We start from the raw sequence: 17,718 nt of genomic DNA, 5'->3' as shown, positions 1-17,718 counted from the left end.
GGCGGGGGACGCCGGTGTGGAGGACGGGGGCGTCGGGTGGCTGGCGGGCGGGGTCACCGTCTTCGCGGTGATGACCGCCCGGCCGCTCTTCCTGTCGTACGAGGCGACCTTGAGCGGCGACTTCCGGGCCGTGCCGCCCGCTTTCGCGGCCTCCTGGGTCGCCACGGCCGCCGGCGTCGCGTCGCCCAACGGGGCGTTTACGACGGCGAGTTGCTCCGGCGTGGGGGCGGCGGCGGGTGTTTCGGTCACCGCTGCGGCCGGGGCGGCCGCCTCCGGCGTCGAGTCTGCGGAGCAGCCTGTGGTGAGCAGGGCCGCGACGGCGACCGACGCCAGCAGGGCATGTCTGGTGAGCTTGTGCTTGGGCTTGGGCACGCGTGGGGGTCCTCGGGATCGATTTGCTCGAAGTACCGGGCGGGCACGGGGGTTGGGGGTCGGGTGCGAACGGTTACCCCTCAGTAGCCACGCATGAGCATGCCAGTCCCACGCACCTCCCGAGGCACGCTTCCTTCACTTTCCTCACATCACTACCTTGTGATGTGGCTCACCCTTCTCCGTCGAGGCGGTACTGCTCCGACTGCACCAGATACATCCGCCGGAACAGTCCCGGCCCGTCGTCGTCGACCTTCATCAGGTCCTGGAACGTGCCGTGTTCGGCGACCTTGCCCCGTTCCAGGACGTAGATGTCGTCCGCGTGCCGGACGCTGTGCAGGCGGTGGGTGATCAGGATGACCGTCTGGCCCGCCGCGGCGAGGCTGCGGATCTGGTCGAAGACGCGTTGCTCGGTCTCCGCGTCCAGGGCGCTGGTCGGTTCGTCGACGACCAGGATGCGGGCGTCGCGGTGCCGGGCGCGGGCGATGCCGAGGCGCTGCCACTGGCCGCCGGAGATCTGGTGGCCACCCTTGTAGCCACGGGCGAGGAGCGTGTCCCACCCTCGGGGCAGGGATGCGATGGTCTCGTCGGCGCCCGCGTACTCGGCGGCCGCGTGCAGGAGTTCGTCGTCGTACGGGGCGTCCGGGCGGCCGATGGCGATGTTGACGCGGGCCGTGAAGGGCCAGCGGTAGAAGTCCTGGGCGACGACCGCGATCCGGTCGAAGAGGTCGGTACGGTTGAGCTCGGTGGAGTCGATCCCGTCCCAGAGGATGCGGCCGGCGTCGGGCGCGTACAGCCCGCACAGCAGCTTGGCGAGGGTCGACTTGCCACTGCCGTTGTTGCCGACCAGGGCGACGATCCGGCCGGTGGGGATGGTGACGTTCACCGCGTCGAGGGCGGGTTCGGTGGCCGTGCCCGGGTAGGTGAAGGAGACGTTCTCGAAGCGGATGGCGTCCACCTGGGCGGGCAGCGGGTGGCCGGTCTCCGGGATGAGCCGGCGGTCCGCCTCCTGGCACAGCCGTTCCAGGTCGGCGACGAACAGGCTTTCCTCGTAGAGGAAGTTGAGCTGGACGACGAGCGACTCCAGGTTGGCGGACCCGGTCCGGATCGCGATGACCGCCGTACCGGCGACGGCCAGGTCCATGGCTCCCGTCCACAGCAGCAGCCCGAGCACGCCGTATGCCGCGGCCGTCGCGACACCCGTCCAGCCGGAGGCGATCAGCCCGGTACGGGCGGCCAGTGAGGCGAGCCGGGTCTGTTCCCGCTCCCCCGTCTCGGCCATGGTCCGGAAGTGACGCAGCAGAAACGGCCCGATGTTGTGCACCCGCACCTCGGGCGCGGCCTGCGTGTCGATCAGCAGCCGCCCCAACAGCTGCCCCGCGCGGGCGTGTTGGACCCAGGTGTGGAAGGAGACGTACCGCCGCCGGGCGATGGTGAGGGCGCTCCAGGCGCTGGGCAGCGTCATCAGCGCGAGGAGCGGGAGAAGGGCCGGATGCAGCACGGTGAGCACCCCGGCGGCCGCCGCCAGCGCGATGCTCGCCGTCATCACGGACGTGCAGAACCGGATCATGCGCCGCGCGGACTCGGCGCCCCACTGCGCGGAGTCGAGCAGCTTGTGGAACTCCTCGTCCTCGACGGCGGCCAGTTCGACGCGGGCCACCCGCTCCAGGTACTCCTCCGTCGCCACCCGGAACACCTTGGGCTCCAGCCGCCCGGTACCGGCGGTGGACGCGGACCGCAGCAGCGCGCCGACGATCGCGGTGACCGCGACGACGACCAACGCCGGTACGGCGTCACGCAGTCGGTCGGTGGTGTCGCCGCCGCCGAGCAGCTGGCCGAGCACCCGGTTGACGGCCACGAGCCCGACCGCCTGCGCCACTCCCCCGCCCAACTCGGCGACCGCCACCCGGCGCAGAGCCCGCGGGTCGGCGCGGTGGGCGAGCCGGATGGTGGCGGCGATCAGCCGGGGCATCCGCGCGACCATGTTCCGCAGACCCAGCTCCAGGAAGGACCCCTGATGCTGGTTCCACCCCATCTCGTACCTCAACGGGCCCCCGAACAGCAGCCGTTCGGACTCGGAGACACCGTCGTCGGCGACACCGGGTTCGTCAGCGACGCCGGGTTCGTCGGACACACAAGGTTCGTCGGCGGCCTCTGGTTCCGCAGAGGCCTCTTCTTCTGTACCGGCCTCTTGTTCCGTACGTTCGTCACGCGTCGTCATCCGAGTGAGTCCCCCTTGGCGAACCGGTCGCTCGTGAACTGGCAGACAGCCACGCCCAGTTCTTCCCCTGCCTCGGGCACGGCGCACGCGGCGACGGACTCGTTCTAAGTTCGAGTCACCCCGGGATCACGTGGCCATCGCCGCCGTGCCGAGCGCGAAGGCCAGCGCGATGCCCGTCAGGGTCGCGCGCGGGGGCAGGCGGTCGGAGGCGGAGAGGAGGGTCGTGGCGCCCACCACCTGGGCGAGCTGGGGGCCGAACATGCTCAGCGCGGAGAGCAGGGGCGAGCCGGTGGCGCGGTAGGTGAGGGTGGCGAGGGCCAGGCCGCCGATGGTCGACGCCGCTGATCTGAGCGCCGTGGAGAGAAACAGAGGTGTGAACTCGGGGGTGCGGAAGAGGGCCGAGTAGCTGCGCATGCGGGGAGTCTGCGAGGGGCGCCGGACACTCGTTATTGTTTCGCGCACACGCGAAACATCAGTGTGGAGTAGACCGATTGGGGAGGAGACAGACATGGGCTGGTGGCAGGTGAACGCCGACACCCTCGCCCACAGCCGGTTCGTCATCTCACCCCTCGCCGAGACTTTCGCGAGCCTCAAACTGCTGCACGCCGCAGCGGCCACGCACCCCGGTGAGCGCGCCTGGCTGAGCGCCCACCTGCCCGCGTACCGCCGCCGTCTCGCGCACGATCCCACCGCCGACCTCCTCGTCCGCACCGGCGTCGGCCGTGACTGGATCGCCGACTTCCTGACCCCCACCCCCCGGTACGGCGAGACGTTCGAGGAGGGCGTCGCGCGCGTCCGTACGGTCGCCCCCGCCCTCGCCCGCGACCACCTCGTCCGCTCCCGCCCCGGCCCGCTGCCCGCCGCCCTCGCCGGCCGGGACGACCTCCCGGAACGCGCCGCCGACCTCTTCACCTTCGTGTGGGAGGAGGCCGTACGCCCGTACTGGGACCGGCGTCGGCGCGTCCTCGAAGCCGATGTGGTCGCGCGGACCGCGCGGGTCGGTCAGGACGGCTGGGCCGCCGTACTGGACGCCCTGCGCCCCGGCACCCGCTGGCTCGACGGCAACCGGCTCCAGATCAACCTGCACGAGTACCCGCCCCGCGAGATCTCCGGCGCCGAGCTGGTCTTCGTCCCCGTGACGCCGAAAGCGGGGTGGGTGGCGTGGGAGGAGCCGGAGCGGTACGCCGTCGTCTACCCGTGCGCGGGCGCGCTGGCCGACCACGGCGGTGGGCGAACGGCGTCCGCCGCTCTCGGGGCACTCCTCGGGTCCGCGCGCGCCACCGTGCTCGTACTCCTCGACTCCCCGCACAGCACCACCCAGCTGACCGCCGTCACCGGCCGGCCCCTCGGCTCGGTCGGCCGGCATCTGCGGGTGCTGCTGGACGCGGGGCTGGTGGAGCGGCGGCGGGCGGGACGGTCGGTGCTGTACTCGCGTACGGCCGCCGGTGAGGTCCTGGTCAAGGCTCCGGGGGCGGCACCCGTGCCCGACACCTACCGGAGTTAGCATCCGCTTATGACCACAGACGCCAGTTCCTCCCCCCTCAATGTCGAGATCGGTGCCCTCCAGGGCGGTTCCGCGGACCTCGCCCAGTACGCGGGCAAGGCCGTCCTCATCGTCAACGTCGCCTCCAAGTGCGGGCTGACCCCGCAGTACGCGGGCCTGGAGAAGCTCCAGGAGCGGTACGCCGAGCAGGGCTTCACCGTGCTCGGGGTGCCCTGCAACCAGTTCATGGGCCAGGAGCCCGGCAGCTCCGAGGAGATCGCCGAGTTCTGCTCGGCGACGTACGGCGTGACCTTCCCGATGACCGAGAAGGTCGACGTCAACGGCGACGCCCGGCACACCCTGTACGACCGCCTGGTCGGCTTCGCCGACGCCGAGGGCCACACCGGCGACATCCGCTGGAACTTCGAGAAGTTCCTCGTCGGCCGCGACGGCCAGGTCGTCGCCCGCTTCTCCCCGCAGACGGAGCCGGAGACGGACGAGCTGGTGGGCGCGGTGGAGAAGGCCATCGGCTGACCCTGTGCCCCATCCCCCAAGAGGCCGGGCCCCCTGCCAGTCGCAAGGGGGCCCGGCTGTCCGTCACCGGGGAATGGGGGCGGCGACAGCCAGTCCGCTCGGTCCGGCCTGGGGCTTCAGTCCGGGATGAGGCCCGGCGGCGCGTCGAAGGACGCACATCGCCTCCTTCGATGCGGGCCGTCTCGCCGGTGTCCGGCGCAAGTGCCCGACTGCCTCGGGGGGCATCGGTTCAGTCGCCATGACGTGAGACGTGAGTGACGACCGTCCCGCAGCACGCCTGTACCCAGGCCAGGGCGACGCGCCGCAGGCGGGGTCGGCCGTCCGGGGCGCCACAGGGTACGTCCTGGGCGGCCCGTTCTGGCGTTTGACCATCGTGTACGGCTCCGGTGGGCAGCATGAGGGTGCCGAGGAGATCGGCGACCACCAACGCGTCGACGCGGAGTGGGTTCGTCAATAGGCGCTGGGCCGTCAGCGGCTCTCTTCGCCTTGGGCGACCTCGACCTCGTGGTGGAAGGCCAGCACACCGGTCGTCGCGGTCGCGGCGGGGAGGATCGCGCAGACGGTGAGGAGCAGGGCGATCCATCGTGTGGATTTCGAGCGGCTGTCGCCAGGGGTGAGGAGGGCTGCGACCCGCTGCGGAACGGGGCCCGTGGTGGCCCCGGGGGCGAAGTCCGGGCGGGTGGAGTGCTGAGCGTCCCCCGCGAGGGCGGCGCGGGCGATGGCCCGGGCGAGCAGGCGGCGGTCGCCGACGGTGGCAGCGGCACTCTCGTCGGCGGCGCGTTCCGCGGCGAGCCGGAGGGTGACACGTGTGGCGTGGAGCGCGGGGTGGCAGTGGGCGGCGAGTTCGGCGGCTGCCAGGAAGTAGTGGTGGCCGCCCGCGTTGTGAGCCCGCTCGTGGGCGAAGAGGGCTTCTCGTTCGGCGGGGCCGAGGCTGCGCAGCATCGCGGTGGTGACGACGATCCGGTGGGGTCTGCCGGGCAGGGCGTACGCGTCTGGGTGCGGTGAGTGGACGACGCACAGGTCGCCGGCGGCGGGACGGCGGTCGGCCTCCGTGCGGGCGGTACGGAATGCCCGGACCTGCCGCAGGGCTGAGCGGGCGAGGGTCCAGGTGCCGAGGGTGAGCGCGCCGGTGGCGAGCGCGGCGGCCGGGAGGGCGAGCAGGTTGGAGGGGGTGCGCAGGGGGTGGATGAGGTCGCCGAGCGCCGCGAAGAGGGAGAGCTTGAGCAGTCCGATCAGCACGACGGCGCCGAGGGCGGCCACGCACGCACCGGCGCACGCCAGAGCGCAGGCGGTCAGCGTGCGCAGGGCGATGACCGGGTCGAGGCGGGCGAGGGCGCGCCGGGCCAGTACCGGCAAGGTGAAGGGCAGCAGGAGCGGAAGCAGCAGGAGGGCGATCACTGCTCGTCGGCCTCCAGCAGTTGGCGCAGCAGTTCCCCGTCGTCGGGGCTGAGCCGGGCGACGAAACGGGCGAGGACTGTCTCGCGGTCGGTGTCCCGGTCGAGTTCGGTGTGCATGCGCTGGGCGGTCAGCCCGGGGGCGTCCTGCACCGGGACGTACGCGTAGCCGCGTCCGTGTCGCTCGCGGCCGACGACGCCCTTGTCATGGAGGCGGGACAGGATCGTCGTCACCGTCGTCCGGGCGAGGCCGGAGGCGAGCTCGATCTGTACCTGTGCCGGGGTGAGCGGTGCGTCGGCGGCCCACAGTGCGGCCATGACGGCCGCTTCGAGCTCGCCGGCAGGTCGGCGTTCGTCCTTCGGGTCGGTCATGGGAACGATCCTCACCCCCTATCGTCTACAGTTCAGTAGACCGTCTACAGAATTGTAGTCACTGGTCGGGTGCTGCTACGACTGCTACGACGCGCCCGCTCCGCCGGACCGAAGGGGTCGCGACGATGTCCACACCCGTCCACCTGTCGTCGCAGCTCGCTGTCAACGTGCTCGATGCCCATTCTCTGCTGGCCGCCTTCGGGGTGCTGGGGGTGGGGGTGGTGTTGTTCGCCGAGACGGGCTTGCTGATCGGCTTCTTCCTGCCGGGCGACTCGCTGCTGTTCACGGCGGGGCTGCTGTGCACCGGCACGGCCGACAGCGGGGTGAAGCTGTCGCTCGGGCCCCTGCTGGTGGCCGCGGCCGTCGGTGCGCTCGCCGGGGCGCAGTGCGGATATCTGCTCGGGAGAAGAGCGGGCGGCGCGCTGCTCGCTCGTAGTCATTCGCCCCGGCTGCACCGGGGGGCGCACCGGGCTGAGGAGTTGCTGGAGAAGTACGGGCACGCGAAGGCCATCGTGCTGGCCCGGTTCGTGCCCGTGGTGCGGACCGTGCTCAATCCGGTGGCGGGAGCGCTTCAGGTGCCGGTGCGGACATTCACGCTATGGCAGATCGCCGGTGGGCTCGTGTGGAGCGTCGGCCTCACCCTCGCGGGGTATGCGCTGGGCTCGTCGATCCCGAACGTCGACCGTTACCTGCTCCCGCTGGTGGCGTTGATCGTCGTCGTGTCGCTGACGCCTCTCCTTGCCGAGGTGTACCGGGCCCGCCGGAACACCGCGTCCAAGGGGGGAGACAGGTGATCATGGCCTTCGACGGGTCGTCGATCGACGGCTCCGCCTACCTGGACGTGGTGCGGCTGGCCCGGCACGCGCCTGGCTGGCTGAACGGGGCTGTGTCGCTCTGGTCGACGTACGGACTCGCGGTGTTCGCCGTCCTCGCAGGCGTCGGCTGGTGGTTCGCGCGCCGGGTCGGCAGCGCTGCGGCGGTGACCGCCCTGGCCGTGCCGGTGGTCGTGGTCGCGGCGTACGGCGTGGATGCCGTGGTGAAACTGCTGGTGCGCGAGGACCGGCCGTGCCAGAACCTGCGCGTGAGGACCCTGGAGGCGTGTCCAGCACCCGGGGACTGGTCCTTCCCCAGTAACCATGCAACGATCGCCGCCTCCGCCGCCGTGGCTCTGTTCTTCGTCTCCCGTCGGCTGGGAGCGGGCGCGGCCGTGGCCGCTCTGGCGATGGCGGTCTCCCGGGTGTGGGTCGGCGCCCACTATCCGCACGACGTCGTGGCCGGAGTGCTGGTCGGCGGGCTCGTCGCGCTCCTGTCGATGACCGCCGTGCGGCGGTGGTCGCGACCCGTGGGCCGGCGGATCGCCTCCAGCCGCATGCGCCCGCTGGTGACGGCCCCATGAACCGGCGCGACGCCGCCGACCTGGCCGTCACCTGGGTGGTGATCGGCCAGGACGGCGCTCCACTGTGGATGGACGACGGTTTCCTGACCTGGTCGCTCGCCCATCGCCCGGACGTGACGACGGCGCTGGCCCGAGGGGTGACCGACACCGGCAGCGGCGCCGTCCCGTATGTCCTCGCGACGCTGGCCGGCGTGGTGGCAGGGCGAACGGCGCGGCAACGGATGTGGGCCGCCGCGCTGAGCGTCGCCTGCCTGGGATGCGGGCAGGCGATGCGGTACGGGGTGATGGAACTCCTCCAGCGACCGCGTCCGCCGCACGCCGACTGGGCGGCGTCGGCCGGCGGCTGGGCCTTCCCCTCGGGCCACACCACCACAGCTGCCCTCGCCGCCGGGCTCCTGATCGTCGCCCTCTCGCTGCGCGCCCCACGCGGCGCCACCTCGCTCCGGGCCGTCATCGGGTGCTGGGGCGTACTGGTGGGCCTGTCCCGCGTCTATCTCGGCGTGCACTGGTTCAGCGACGTCATCGGGGGCTGGCTGTTCGCCACCGGATGGCTCGGAGTGTGCCTGTACGCGATGGCCCGGTGGCTGCCCGCATCGTTCGTTCACGGCACCACCCGTACGCCGGAAAATCCGACGGAGGACCATGCACCACAAGATCCTGGTCGTCGAGGACGATCACGCCCTGCGTGACGTGCTGCGCCGCGGCCTGCTCGACGAGGACTTCGAGCCGGTGCTCGCCGCCGACGGCGCCACCGCCCTGAGACTGGCCACCGACAGCATCGCCGCGGTCGTCCTGGACGTGGGTCTGCCCGACGCAGACGGACGGGACGTGTGCCAGGCGCTGCGCGCCAACGGCTTCACCGCCCCGATCATCTTCCTGACGGCCCGCCACCACCTCACCGACCGGCTGTCCGGATTCTCGGCCGGGGCCGACGACTACCTGCCCAAGCCGTTCCACCTCGCCGAACTCGTCGCCCGGCTACGGGCCGCCATCAAACGCGCCGGCCCACCGGCCGTGGCCACCGCCGGGGATCTGCTACTGGACTCGACCCGGCACACCGCGCGAGTCGGCGAAGCCGACGTCGAGCTGTCCCCGACGGAGTTCCGGCTGCTGGCCACGCTCGTGGCCGCCGGCGGCGCCATCGTGGGCCGGCGCGACCTGGTCCGGGCCGCCTGGCCGGACGGCGCGCAGGTCAACGACAACACCCTCGACCAGTACCTGAGCCGGCTGCGCCGCAAGCTACGCGAGGCCGGCAGCGGCCTGAGCCTGACCACGGCGCGCGGGATCGGACACCGCCTGTCATGAACCCGCTGCACCGCCTGTTGCCCCGTACCCTGCGCGGTCGGCTCTCCCTCGTGGCGCTGACCACCGCCGCGCTGCTGATGACCGTGCTGACGGTGGCGTTCAACACCGTGATGGACCGGCACCTGCGGCACCAGGCGGACGACCAACTGCGCAACCGTGCCGCGGCCGTCGCCACGACCATCGACACCACAGGTCCCCGGGTGCGGGTTCTGGAGACCGTCAACGACCGCCTCCTCGACGCGAACGTGTGGATCTACGCCGGGACACAACTGCTGGAGCAGCCGCCCGCCACGACGGCCGACAGCACGCTGACCCGGGCCGCCGACCGGCTCGCCGCACAACGGAAACGAGCCTGCTCGACCGTCGACGCTCAAAGCCCGCACGCCGTACGCCTGTGCGCGGATCTCGTGGGCGGCCGTCACGACGCCACCGTGGTCACGGCCCTGGACCTGGGGCCCTACCGGAGTTCGGCCGACACCCTGCTGCTCGGTTCTCTGATCCTGGACGCCGTCATGCTCGCGTGCACCTACGCGCTGACGCGCCTGGCCGTCGGACGGGCGCTGCGCCCCGTACGCACCATGACCGACCAGGCCACCCAGTGGAGCGCCGTCGCCTCCGACGAACGCTTCGGCACCGAAGGCCATCCGGCCGAACTCGTCCGCCTGGGCTCCTCGTTGGACACTCTGCTGGACCGTATCCGCACCGTGCTGCGCCACGAGCAGCAGCTGACCGGCGAGCTGTCCCACGAACTGCGCACCCCGCTCACCCGGATCATCATCGAGCTCGACTGGTGGCGGGCACGCCCACGCACCGATGCCGAGACCCGCGCCACCCATGGAGTGATCACCGAGGCCGCCCAGTCCATGCGCACCATCTGCGACACACTTCTCAACGACGCCCGGGACAGAGGTCAGAACACCTCGACAGCCCCCGGCACCACCGCCGTCCCCCCCGTCCTGCAACGGCTGGCCGGGAATCTCGACACACGGGAGCGAGTGAAGATCTTCGTCGACGTGGCGGATCCAGGCGTGCGGGCGGGAGTCGCGTCCGCCCTCCTCGAACGCGTCGTCAGCCCGCTGCTGGCCAACGCGGTCCGCTACGCCTTCTCCACGGTGACCGTGTCCGCGCGGCAGCTGCCCGGCAGCGTGCGTATCGAGGTCACCGACGACGGTCCTGGCGTGCCGGCGGCGTTCGTCGACGACCTCTTCCAGCCCGGCCGCCGCGCCGACACCGGCGACGGACACGACGGCGCCGGCCTCGGACTGCCGCTCGCACGGCGCCTGGCCCGCGCCGTCGGCGGCGAGGTGTCCCACGATCCCGGTCACACGGGTGGAGCACGCTTCCGGGTCGACCTGCCTGTCGGGTGACCGGACTCAGTCGTCCCGCTGAGTGACCGGCTCCCGTTCCGTCGGCCGCGGCGTGGTGGTCCGGCGTTCCTGGACCTGCGCGTAGGCCACCAGACCGAGCAGGACGGCCAGCAGTACGGCAGAGGAACCCGCCGTGCCGAGGTCCAGGCCGCCCTTGGCGATCGGCTTGGTCAGGAAGTCGCCCGCCGTGGCGCCCAGGGGGCGGGTGAGGACGAACGCGATCCAGAACAGCAGCACGTTCGGCACCACCGGCACCTTCATCAGGGCGACGAGAACGAAGAGCGCCCCGCTCACGAGCAGCGCGCCACCGGCGTAACCGAGCCCGGAGCTGTCGGACAGGAAGTCACCCATGGAGGTGCCGAGGGTGTTGGAGACGAGGATCGCCGACCAGAACAGGGCCTCGCCGCGGAAGGTGACGATGTCACGGATCTGGAAGGTCATCCCGGTCGCCTTCCAGACGGCGAAGATGACCAGCAGGACCGAGATGAGGATCGCCGCGCCGGTGGGGTAGCCCAGGCCGAGCCCCTGTGGTCCCCAGCCCAGGGAAGTGGAGCCGCCGGAAAGGAACTTGGTGCTCGCGTCCCGGTTCATGAAGTCGGACATCGTGGTGCCGGCCATGCTGGTCGACAGGATCACGGTCCAGTAGAAGAACGGGTTGTAGCGGCTGGACCTGAGCTGGACGACCAGCGTCACCACGAAGAGCAGGAACAGCGCGATCGTGGTCAGGAAGTAGCCGAGCTTGAGGGTCTGCGCGAAGAGGTCGCCGGCCGTCTCGCCGAGGGTGGTCGCGGCGACCTTCATGGTCCAGAACGCCAGGGTGACCTCGGGTAATTTCTTCATCACCGACTTGGTCGCGCTCGCGACGTCCAGATCAGTGAACATTTCCGGTTGCTGCACGGTGGGGGGCTCCGCTTCGTCGAACGGCAGAACGCCCGCCCCGAGATGGGGGCGAGCGCCCTGTGAGAAGAGGCGACCGCGCAACGGCGATCGACGCGCCCAACTGTGGCAGCGTCAGCCTGAACGCAACCTGAACGCCTGCCGCTTGCCTGCTCAGGCCGCGCGCCGCGCGACGAGCTGAGGCTCCGCCACATCCTTTCGGGTCACCGAGAGATAGACGACCAGGACGAGAATGACGGTGAGGAACAGGGCGCTGGTGACGACGGTGCCGAAGCCCAGGCCGCCGTCGCCGGTCGGCTGGGAGAGGTAGTCGCCGATGGACGCGCCCAGCGGGCGGGTGAGGACGTAGGCGATCCAGAAGCTCCAGACCGCGTCCAGGCCGAGCGTGAAGTGCGCGAGGGCGACCGCGGCGATGGCCAGGGCGAACAGGAGTGCGGCGAGCCAGTAGCCGAGGTCCATGCGCTCGGAGACCAGGTCACCGGCCGCGGTGCCGAGGGCGAAGGTGAACAGGACGGCGAGCCAGTAGTAGGACTCCCGGCTGGGGGTGTCGATGTGGTGGATGGACAGGGTCCGCTCACGCCGGTACCAGATCACGAAGACGATCGCGAGGATGATCGCGAAGACCGTCGTACTCGTCTCCAGTGGTACGCCCATGTTGTCGGTGAGATTGTCGCTGATCAGCGTGCCGACGACGCTGATCAGGGCTACGGCGAGCCAGTACACGCCCGCTCGGTAGGCGCCGGCGCGGAACTGCACCACCAGGACGACCGCCAGCAGGGCGCTCATCAGCACCGACACGCCGGTCAGGCCGAGGCCGGCCTTCTCGTTGAGCAGGTCGGCGGCCGTCTCGCCCACGGTGGTGCACAGCACCTTGATGATCCAGAAGTAGGCGGTGACCTCGGGCACCTTGTTCCAGCCCGGCCGGCGGCCGGAGGACACCGTCTGGGCGCCGGCCACAGGGGTCGCGGAGGTCTCTGACGTCTCGTATGTCATGAGACGTGACCGTGCCACGGGATACCTGAACGCATCCTGACTGCCGTGCGGGTATCGCCTGCCGCATCGGCGTCACCCGGGCACCATGCATGGCATGCATGCCATGGAAGCCATGACGACTCGTGATCAGGGCTCTTGCATAGCGGCGCTCCGCCCCGTCCAGTCCGCCGCTATGGAAGAAGTACGCCTTGAACCATCCGTCTGGCTCCCTCCCGCCCCCTGACCGGGCGACGCTCTGGCTGCGCCGCCGGCTCGGCCGGGCCGTGGTGCTGTCCTATCTCGCCGCCCTTCTCCTGCCCGGTCCTGGTCTGTGGCTGCGCCGTGAGCACACCCTGCCGCTCGGCACCGTGACCGGTCTGTCGCTGAGCACCGGCCCGCTGCTGCTGGCCCTGGTGCTCTTCTCCGCCGGGTTCCAGGTACCCGTCCGCGAGCTGGGCCGACTGCTGCGCAGTCCCACCGCCCTGCTGGCGGGGCTCGTCCTGCACCTGGCGGTCCCGCTGCTGGTGATCCCCGTCGTCGCGTTCCTCCTGCGTCAAACGCCCGACGCCGACGGCGGCAGCGGCCTGGTCACGGCGATGATCCTGATCGTGGCGATGCCCGTCGCCGCCGGAGCCACCGTGTGGACCGATAAGGACGACGGCGGCCAGCCCACCATGGTGGGGCTCGTCCTCGCCTCCACGCTGCTGAGCCCGCTCACCATCCCGCTGGTCATCACCACCATGGCGCCGCTCCTCAGCGACGACTACGCGGACACGCTCACCACGACCGGGAACGCGGCCCATGGCGGCTTCGCCCTCGTCGGCGTGGTCCTGCCCTGCGCGGCCGGCCTCCTGTGCCGGCTCACGCTGCCGACGGCATGGCGGGGCCGCACGCTGGGCGTGGTCGTACTCGCCGCCCTCGTCGGATCGCTTGCGCTGACATATGTGAACGCCAGTGGCGCGCTGGGTTCCTTCCTCGCGCATCCGCGCCCGCTGCTGTTCGGCGCCGCACTGGTCGTGGCGGCCCTCGTCTGCCTGCTCTCCTTCGCGCTCGGCCTGACCGCCGCGCGCCTGCTGCGGCTGGACGCCCCCCACTCCTCCTCGTTGACGCTCGCCTGCGGCATGAACAACAGCAGTGCGAGCGCGGTCCTGATCACCACCACACTGCCCGACAAACCGCACCTGCTCCTGCCGGTGCTCGTCTACGGGCTGCTGCAGAAGACGGCCGCGAGCCGGGTCGTGGCCGCGACCTCGCGGGCGTGAGCGGTCGTGACTCCGTTCACTGCCCCTGCCGTACGGCGGGAGGCACGTATGCCCGGAGAACGCCGACCCGCTTCATGGGCCAGCCGCGCGCGAAAGCGGGCGGGCGGCCACCTGGCGGGGTGAGGACGGCGAAGGGTGTCCGGTGGGCGGCCCGGGTCAGTTCGGCCGCGGTGGCGCTGGCGTCGTGGCCCGCGGTCTGGGCGGAACCGCAGCCGGTGTAGAAGGCGATCGGGACGGCCTCGTAACCGCTGAGCAGGCACGGAGACCGCACCCCGAGCGTGTGGAGGGCCACCGCGGTGCGGGACCAGTCCGCGCGGTCGGCGGCGGAAGTGCGCACGGTGCGCTCCAGGACGACGTACTGCACGGCCAGATGGCCCGCCAGGCCGGCCACCACCAGGCTCACCGCGAGGGTGCGCGTCCTCCCGCGGGCCGGAGCGGTGACCAGGTGGACGAGGCCGTGGGCGACGGGAAGGGCGAGCAGGGCGTAGGCGGGCAGCAGGAAGCGAGGGGCCGCGTAGCCGATGAGGAACAGGTAGGGCACGGCCGCCGTGACGGCACAGGCACCCGGGAGCAGGACGGGCAGCGCGCGCCGGGCACGGACCGCGGCCACGGCGCCGAAGGCGGCCAGGAGCGGCAGCGCGAACCACCACAGGGTCACCACCGGGCTGGGGAGCGACCCGGTGCAGGGCCGGCACAGCGTGCGCCCGCCCAGACTGCGCAGCTGGTCCACGACCGCCAGGTGCCATCCCAGGCCGCCCTGGATGCGGGAGGCGTCCAAGAGGCGCTGTGCGGGGCCGCCGTAGCTCGCGTACGCCTCGATCACCCATTCGCCCGCACCCGCCAGCAGTCCGGCGACCAGCACGACGAGAAGACGCGGACGGCGCGTGGAAAGGGCGAGCAGAGGCAGTACGACATAACCCGCGTCCATCGGGCGCATCCACGCCATCAGCGCCGTACCCGCGAACAGGCCCCACCAGGCTGCCCGGTCCCGTGCGTTCGCGCGGGCGCGCAGGAAGCAGCCGACGCAGGCCAGGGCGCCGACGGCGACCCAGTAGTTGGGCATGGCCTGCGGGCCGTAGAACACCGTCACCCACAGGGAGGCGAACAGGGCGCCCGCCAGGGCCAGGACAGGTGGCATGACGTGGGCTCGCCAGACGCGCAGGGCGAAGTAGAGGGCCAGGCCGGAGAGGACGGCCAGGTAGACCCTGAGGAGGGCTGTGGAGTCGGACCATGACGTGACCGGAGCCACGAGGAGAGGGACGCCACGGGCGCGGGGCGCGCTGAAGAAGGCGGCGGGAGTGTGGCCGCTGACCTGGCTGACGTAGACGGTCTCGTCCCAGCCGAGACCGAACCCCGGCCCGATGAGGACGAGTTGGGCGAGCGTGAAGGCGCCCGCGACCGCCGTCAGCCACGGCTCGCCGAAGGAGCGCGGTGGCTGGCCGGCCCGTGGGGCGGGGCCGGTGCGAGGGGCGCCGGTCGCCGTGGTGTTCGAGCCGTCGGCCATCGTGCACCTCTCGTCTTCGCACGCCGCGGGATCGACTCCTCCGCAGCCCGTAGAGCGCCGCATTTCACCCCACGATTTGCAGGGCCCAAGCCGGGGGGCCTGTCTCCCCACCTCTTCAAGGTGCCCGACATGTCGGGCAGCGACTCACACGAGAGGCCCGAACGGCGTAAGCACGGGCGAGCTGGAGGCTGCGGTTGTGGCCGCCCTCCGGGCGGTGGAGAGCCCCCGGACTCCGGCCGAGATCCAGGCGGAACCAGGCGGCAGGCTCTCCTGCGACACGGTGCACACCATCCTCGGCCGGCCGCACGACAAAAGGGGCTGGTACCGCGCGGGACGCGGACGGGCGGCGCGGCGCCTACCGGCCGACACGGCGCGGGACTTGAGAGAACCGCTCGATGACGAGAGCCCGCCATGACGTCGGTCGTGCCGCCGAGCGATGCTCCGGATCCGGCGGGCCGGCCTCCGCCGTCTCCTCACCCGGTGCCGGTGTCGGGGCCGGCGAGTCCGAGGTCGTAGGCGAAGATCACGGCCTGGATGCGGTCGCGGGCGCCGATCTTGGCCAGGACACGGCCGACGTGCGTCTTCACCGTGGACTCGGACACGACGAAGCGGGCGGCGATCTCGCCGTTGGTCCAGCCTTTGCCGATGGCGACGAGGATCTCGCGCTCACGGTCGGTGAGGGATCCCAGCCGCGGGTCCTCGCTCACGTCGCTCCTGCCGGCGGGCACGTGCTGGGCGTACCTGTCCAGGATGCGGCGGGTGAGAGCCGGCGCGATGACGGCGTCGCCGGCGGCGACCGCGCGGATGCCGGCGAGGAGTTCCTCGGGGCGTGCGTCCTTGAGGAGGAAGCCGCTGGCTCCGGCACGCAGGGCGGCATGGACGTATTCGTCCAGGTCGAAGGTGGTCAGCACGAGGACGCGAGAGCGGCCCCCAGCCGCCGTGATCCGGCGCGTGGCTTCGATGCCGTCCATACCGGGCATGCGTACGTCCATCAGGACGACGTCGGGGCGCAGTTCGGCGGTCTTGCGGACAGCCTCGGCGCCGTGCGCGGCCTCGCCGACCACCTCCGTCTCGGGGATGGAGTCGAGCAGCACCCGGAAGCCGTAGCGCTGCAGCGGCTGGTCGTCCACGACGAGCACCGTGGTCACCGGGCACCTGCCTGAGAGGCCGGGTGGAGGGTGGCCTCCACCATCCATCCGCCGCCGGTCGCGGGCCCGGCGCTGACGTCGCCGCCGTAGAGCGCCACTCGTTCACGCATGCCCACCAGCCCGTGTCCTTCCTCGTTCCAGGGTCCGGGGCGGTGCGCCGGGCCGTTGTCCCGGACGCGAACGACCAGCCGGGTGTCCTCGGCGATCACCGACAGTGTCACCCGTGTGCCGGCCCCGGCATGCTTCAGGGTGTTCGTGAGGGCTTCCTGGACGATGCGGTAGGCCGTCAGCTGTATCCCCCGGTCCAAGGCGTCCACCTCGCCGACGGTCCGATAGACGACCTCCAAGCCCGCGACGCGCACCCCCTCGCACAGCGCCTCGATGTCCACGAGAGCGGGCTGCGGGCTGAGATCGGGCACCGTGGCCGGGGCGGCCGACGCCTCCCGCAGGACGCCGAGCACGCGCCGCAGCTCGCCGAGAGCCGTGCGGCCGGTGTCGCCGATGAGCTGCAGAGCCTCCTTGCCGCGGTCGGGAGCCGCATCCGTGGCATACGCCCCGGCGTCGGCGAGGGTGATCATGACGGCCAGGTTGTGGCCGACGATGTCGTGCATCTCGCGGGCCACCCGCGCCCGTTCGGTGGCGGTCGCGAGCCTGCTGCGCTGGTCGCGTTCGATCTCCAGGCGGGCCGCCCGCTCCCGCAGCCCCGCGAGCTGGGCCCGCCGGATCCTGATCATCAGGCCGAGCGCCAGGGCCGCGGTCGCCGTGCTCAGCAGGAAGAACAGCGCGTCCCAGACGGACACGGCCGCCGACACCCGCACCGCGACCAGCACCACCGCACCCGCCATGACGCCGCAGGCCCACGGCAACTGCCGCAACCGCCCGTGCAGAGCCAGGCTGTACAGCGCGATGAACAGGGCGACGTCCGCGCGCAGCGCCGTCCCCAGCGACCACTGCAGCACGAACACGACCGCGATGGCACCGAAGGCACGAACACGACCGCGATGGCACCGAAGGCGGCCATCGGCCTGCGCCGCCGCCACAGCAGCGGCAGCACCAGACCGACCTGAAGGAGCAGCATGGCCGCCAGGGGAAGCCGGGTGAAGGCGAGCCGGAACCGGTGTGGACCGTCGCCGTCCCCGGCGCCGCCGTGCAGCAGGTCCGGCAGGCAGAACATGAGGAAGACCAGCACCACCACCGCGGTGTCCAGCACCCACGGACGGTTCCGGTCCGCCTGCCGCAGCCGCTGGCCGCCCCGGGAGAACCGGGCGACCAGCGGTCCCATACCGCCGAAGTCGCCGACGGGCGTGGTCGTCGTCAAGGTGGTCACCTCCCCATCGTGCGGGCGCTCACACGTCGCGGCGCACCAGGCGGTACGCCGCGCCCGCCAGCGCGAGGGCCGTCCAGCCGAGGAGGACCAGCAGCCCGGCCGTGGGGGACAGGGTGGTGCTGTCGTGGGTCAGGGCGAACATCGACTCGCCCGCGTTGCTCGGCAGG

At 71.7% G+C, this 17,718-nt stretch carries 16 protein-coding genes and 4 pseudogenes; 9 read left to right on the top strand and 11 right to left on the bottom strand.

Annotated features, from left to right (window positions below):
• The 3 genes and pseudogenes from ADL01_RS09240 to ADL01_RS09230 all read right to left on the bottom strand — a co-directional run.
• Positions 1-372: pseudogene (locus ADL01_RS09240) on the bottom strand (hypothetical protein); the annotation flags it as partial.
• Positions 373-541: 169 nt separating this feature from the next.
• Entirely contained in the window at positions 542-2,404 is a 1,863-nt protein-coding gene (locus ADL01_RS09235) for an ABC transporter ATP-binding protein (protein WP_199834785.1), read from the bottom strand.
• Between the two features lie 318 nt (positions 2,405-2,722).
• Positions 2,723-3,004 (bottom strand): annotated as a pseudogene (locus tag ADL01_RS09230) (MFS transporter); the annotation flags it as partial.
• A 94-nt stretch (positions 3,005-3,098) separates the two neighbouring features.
• Between ADL01_RS09230 and ADL01_RS09225 the strand changes: the two are divergent.
• The 3 genes from ADL01_RS09225 (at position 3,099) to ADL01_RS09215 (ending at position 5,064) form a co-directional block, all read left to right on the top strand.
• Positions 3,099-4,094 (top strand): ArsR/SmtB family transcription factor, encoded by a 996-nt coding sequence (locus ADL01_RS09225; protein WP_053741431.1) that lies wholly within the window; start codon positions 3,099-3,101, stop codon positions 4,092-4,094.
• A gap of 9 nt (positions 4,095-4,103) precedes the next feature.
• Positions 4,104-4,607 carry a glutathione peroxidase gene (locus tag ADL01_RS09220; RefSeq protein WP_053741430.1) on the top strand — a complete coding sequence of 168 codons (504 nt, stop codon included), beginning with the start codon at positions 4,104-4,106 and terminating at the stop codon, positions 4,605-4,607.
• Between the two features lie 250 nt (positions 4,608-4,857).
• Complete coding sequence (locus tag ADL01_RS09215; RefSeq protein ID WP_053741429.1) at positions 4,858-5,064, top strand: hypothetical protein; 207 nt, start codon at positions 4,858-4,860, stop codon at positions 5,062-5,064.
• Between the two features lie 11 nt (positions 5,065-5,075).
• On the opposite strand, the gene ADL01_RS09210 is transcribed toward ADL01_RS09215, so the two are convergent.
• A complete protein-coding gene (locus ADL01_RS09210) occupies positions 5,076-6,005 on the bottom strand; it encodes a M56 family metallopeptidase (protein ID WP_053741428.1) in 930 nt (309 codons plus the stop codon).
• Positions 6,002-6,373: a BlaI/MecI/CopY family transcriptional regulator gene (locus ADL01_RS09205; protein ID WP_053741427.1), complete on the bottom strand. Its 372-nt coding sequence runs from the start codon at positions 6,371-6,373 to the stop codon at positions 6,002-6,004. Before ADL01_RS09205 ends, ADL01_RS09210 begins: the two co-directional genes overlap by 4 nt.
• 125 nt (positions 6,374-6,498) lie before the next feature.
• Between ADL01_RS09205 and ADL01_RS09200 the strand changes: the two genes are divergently transcribed.
• The 5 genes from ADL01_RS09200 to ADL01_RS09180 are packed head-to-tail and all read left to right on the top strand — an operon-like array spanning position 6,499 to position 10,441.
• Positions 6,499-7,167: a DedA family protein gene (locus tag ADL01_RS09200; protein ID WP_053741426.1), complete on the top strand. Its 669-nt coding sequence runs from the start codon at positions 6,499-6,501 to the stop codon at positions 7,165-7,167.
• Positions 7,164-7,769 carry a phosphatase PAP2 family protein gene (locus ADL01_RS09195; protein ID WP_053741425.1) on the top strand — a complete coding sequence of 202 codons (606 nt, stop codon included), beginning with the start codon at positions 7,164-7,166 and terminating at the stop codon, positions 7,767-7,769. Before ADL01_RS09200 ends, ADL01_RS09195 begins: the two co-directional genes overlap by 4 nt.
• A complete protein-coding gene (locus ADL01_RS09190) occupies positions 7,766-8,458 on the top strand; it encodes a phosphatase PAP2 family protein (RefSeq protein WP_053741424.1) in 693 nt (230 codons plus the stop codon). Before ADL01_RS09195 ends, ADL01_RS09190 begins: the two co-directional genes overlap by 4 nt.
• Entirely contained in the window at positions 8,412-9,074 is a 663-nt protein-coding gene (locus ADL01_RS09185; protein WP_053741423.1) for a response regulator transcription factor, read from the top strand. Before ADL01_RS09190 ends, ADL01_RS09185 begins: the two co-directional genes overlap by 47 nt.
• Positions 9,071-10,441: a sensor histidine kinase gene (locus ADL01_RS09180; RefSeq protein ID WP_053741422.1), complete on the top strand. Its 1,371-nt coding sequence runs from the start codon at positions 9,071-9,073 to the stop codon at positions 10,439-10,441. The genes ADL01_RS09185 and ADL01_RS09180 overlap by 4 nt, the downstream gene beginning before the upstream one ends.
• Positions 10,442-10,447: 6 nt before the next feature.
• Here ADL01_RS09180 and ADL01_RS09175 read toward each other — a convergent pair whose 3' ends face one another.
• Positions 10,448-11,323 carry a hypothetical protein gene (locus ADL01_RS09175; RefSeq protein ID WP_107090845.1) on the bottom strand — a complete coding sequence of 292 codons (876 nt, stop codon included), beginning with the start codon at positions 11,321-11,323 and terminating at the stop codon, positions 10,448-10,450.
• 168 nt (positions 11,324-11,491) lie between these two features.
• Positions 11,492-12,331 (bottom strand): hypothetical protein, encoded by an 840-nt coding sequence (locus ADL01_RS09170; RefSeq protein ID WP_053741420.1) that lies wholly within the window; start codon positions 12,329-12,331, stop codon positions 11,492-11,494.
• 188 nt (positions 12,332-12,519) lie between these two features.
• Between ADL01_RS09170 and ADL01_RS09165 the strand changes: the two genes are divergently transcribed.
• Positions 12,520-13,572: a sodium-dependent transporter gene (locus ADL01_RS09165; RefSeq protein ID WP_053741419.1), complete on the top strand. Its 1,053-nt coding sequence runs from the start codon at positions 12,520-12,522 to the stop codon at positions 13,570-13,572.
• A 16-nt stretch (positions 13,573-13,588) separates the two neighbouring features.
• Here the strand turns inward: ADL01_RS09165 and ADL01_RS09160 are convergent, their stop codons facing one another.
• The 4 genes and pseudogenes from ADL01_RS09160 to ADL01_RS44595 form a co-directional block, all read right to left on the bottom strand.
• Complete coding sequence (locus tag ADL01_RS09160) at positions 13,589-15,076, bottom strand: hypothetical protein (RefSeq protein ID WP_053741418.1); 1,488 nt, start codon at positions 15,074-15,076, stop codon at positions 13,589-13,591.
• Between the two features lie 473 nt (positions 15,077-15,549).
• Positions 15,550-16,224, bottom strand: a complete 675-nt coding sequence (locus ADL01_RS09155; RefSeq protein ID WP_053741417.1) for a response regulator — start codon at positions 16,222-16,224, stop codon at positions 15,550-15,552.
• Positions 16,221-17,506: pseudogene (locus ADL01_RS09150) on the bottom strand (histidine kinase). The gene ADL01_RS09155 and the pseudogene ADL01_RS09150 overlap by 4 nt, the downstream one beginning before the upstream one ends.
• A 64-nt stretch (positions 17,507-17,570) precedes the next feature.
• Positions 17,571-17,718: pseudogene (locus ADL01_RS44595) on the bottom strand (ABC transporter permease); the annotation flags it as partial.

The organism is Streptomyces sp. NRRL WC-3618 (assembly GCF_001280005.1).
Lineage (GTDB): Bacteria > Actinomycetota > Actinomycetes > Streptomycetales > Streptomycetaceae > Streptomyces.
The sequence above is the reverse complement of the archived record's forward strand: the minus strand, read 5'-3'. Positions and strand labels throughout refer to the sequence as shown.

What these genes read in the sequence shown, in the direction of transcription:
- ADL01_RS09160 (WP_053741418.1), bottom strand. Translation starts at nt 15,076, where the DNA reads ATGGCCGACGGCTCGAACACCACGGCGACCGGCGCCCCTCGCACCGGC.
- ADL01_RS09200 (WP_053741426.1), top strand. Translation starts at nt 6,499, where the DNA reads ATGTCCACACCCGTCCACCTGTCGTCGCAGCTCGCTGTCAACGTGCTC.
- ADL01_RS09180 (WP_053741422.1), top strand. Translation starts at nt 9,071, where the DNA reads ATGAACCCGCTGCACCGCCTGTTGCCCCGTACCCTGCGCGGTCGGCTC.
- ADL01_RS09220 (WP_053741430.1), top strand. Translation starts at nt 4,104, where the DNA reads ATGACCACAGACGCCAGTTCCTCCCCCCTCAATGTCGAGATCGGTGCC.
- ADL01_RS09235 (WP_199834785.1), bottom strand. Translation starts at nt 2,404, where the DNA reads ATGGGGTGGAACCAGCATCAGGGGTCCTTCCTGGAGCTGGGTCTGCGG.
- ADL01_RS09225 (WP_053741431.1), top strand. Translation starts at nt 3,099, where the DNA reads ATGGGCTGGTGGCAGGTGAACGCCGACACCCTCGCCCACAGCCGGTTC.
- ADL01_RS09170 (WP_053741420.1), bottom strand. Translation starts at nt 12,331, where the DNA reads ATGACATACGAGACGTCAGAGACCTCCGCGACCCCTGTGGCCGGCGCC.
- ADL01_RS09175 (WP_107090845.1), bottom strand. Translation starts at nt 11,323, where the DNA reads ATGTTCACTGATCTGGACGTCGCGAGCGCGACCAAGTCGGTGATGAAG.
- ADL01_RS09205 (WP_053741427.1), bottom strand. Translation starts at nt 6,373, where the DNA reads ATGACCGACCCGAAGGACGAACGCCGACCTGCCGGCGAGCTCGAAGCG.
- ADL01_RS09190 (WP_053741424.1), top strand. Translation starts at nt 7,766, where the DNA reads ATGAACCGGCGCGACGCCGCCGACCTGGCCGTCACCTGGGTGGTGATC.
- ADL01_RS09185 (WP_053741423.1), top strand. Translation starts at nt 8,412, where the DNA reads ATGCACCACAAGATCCTGGTCGTCGAGGACGATCACGCCCTGCGTGAC.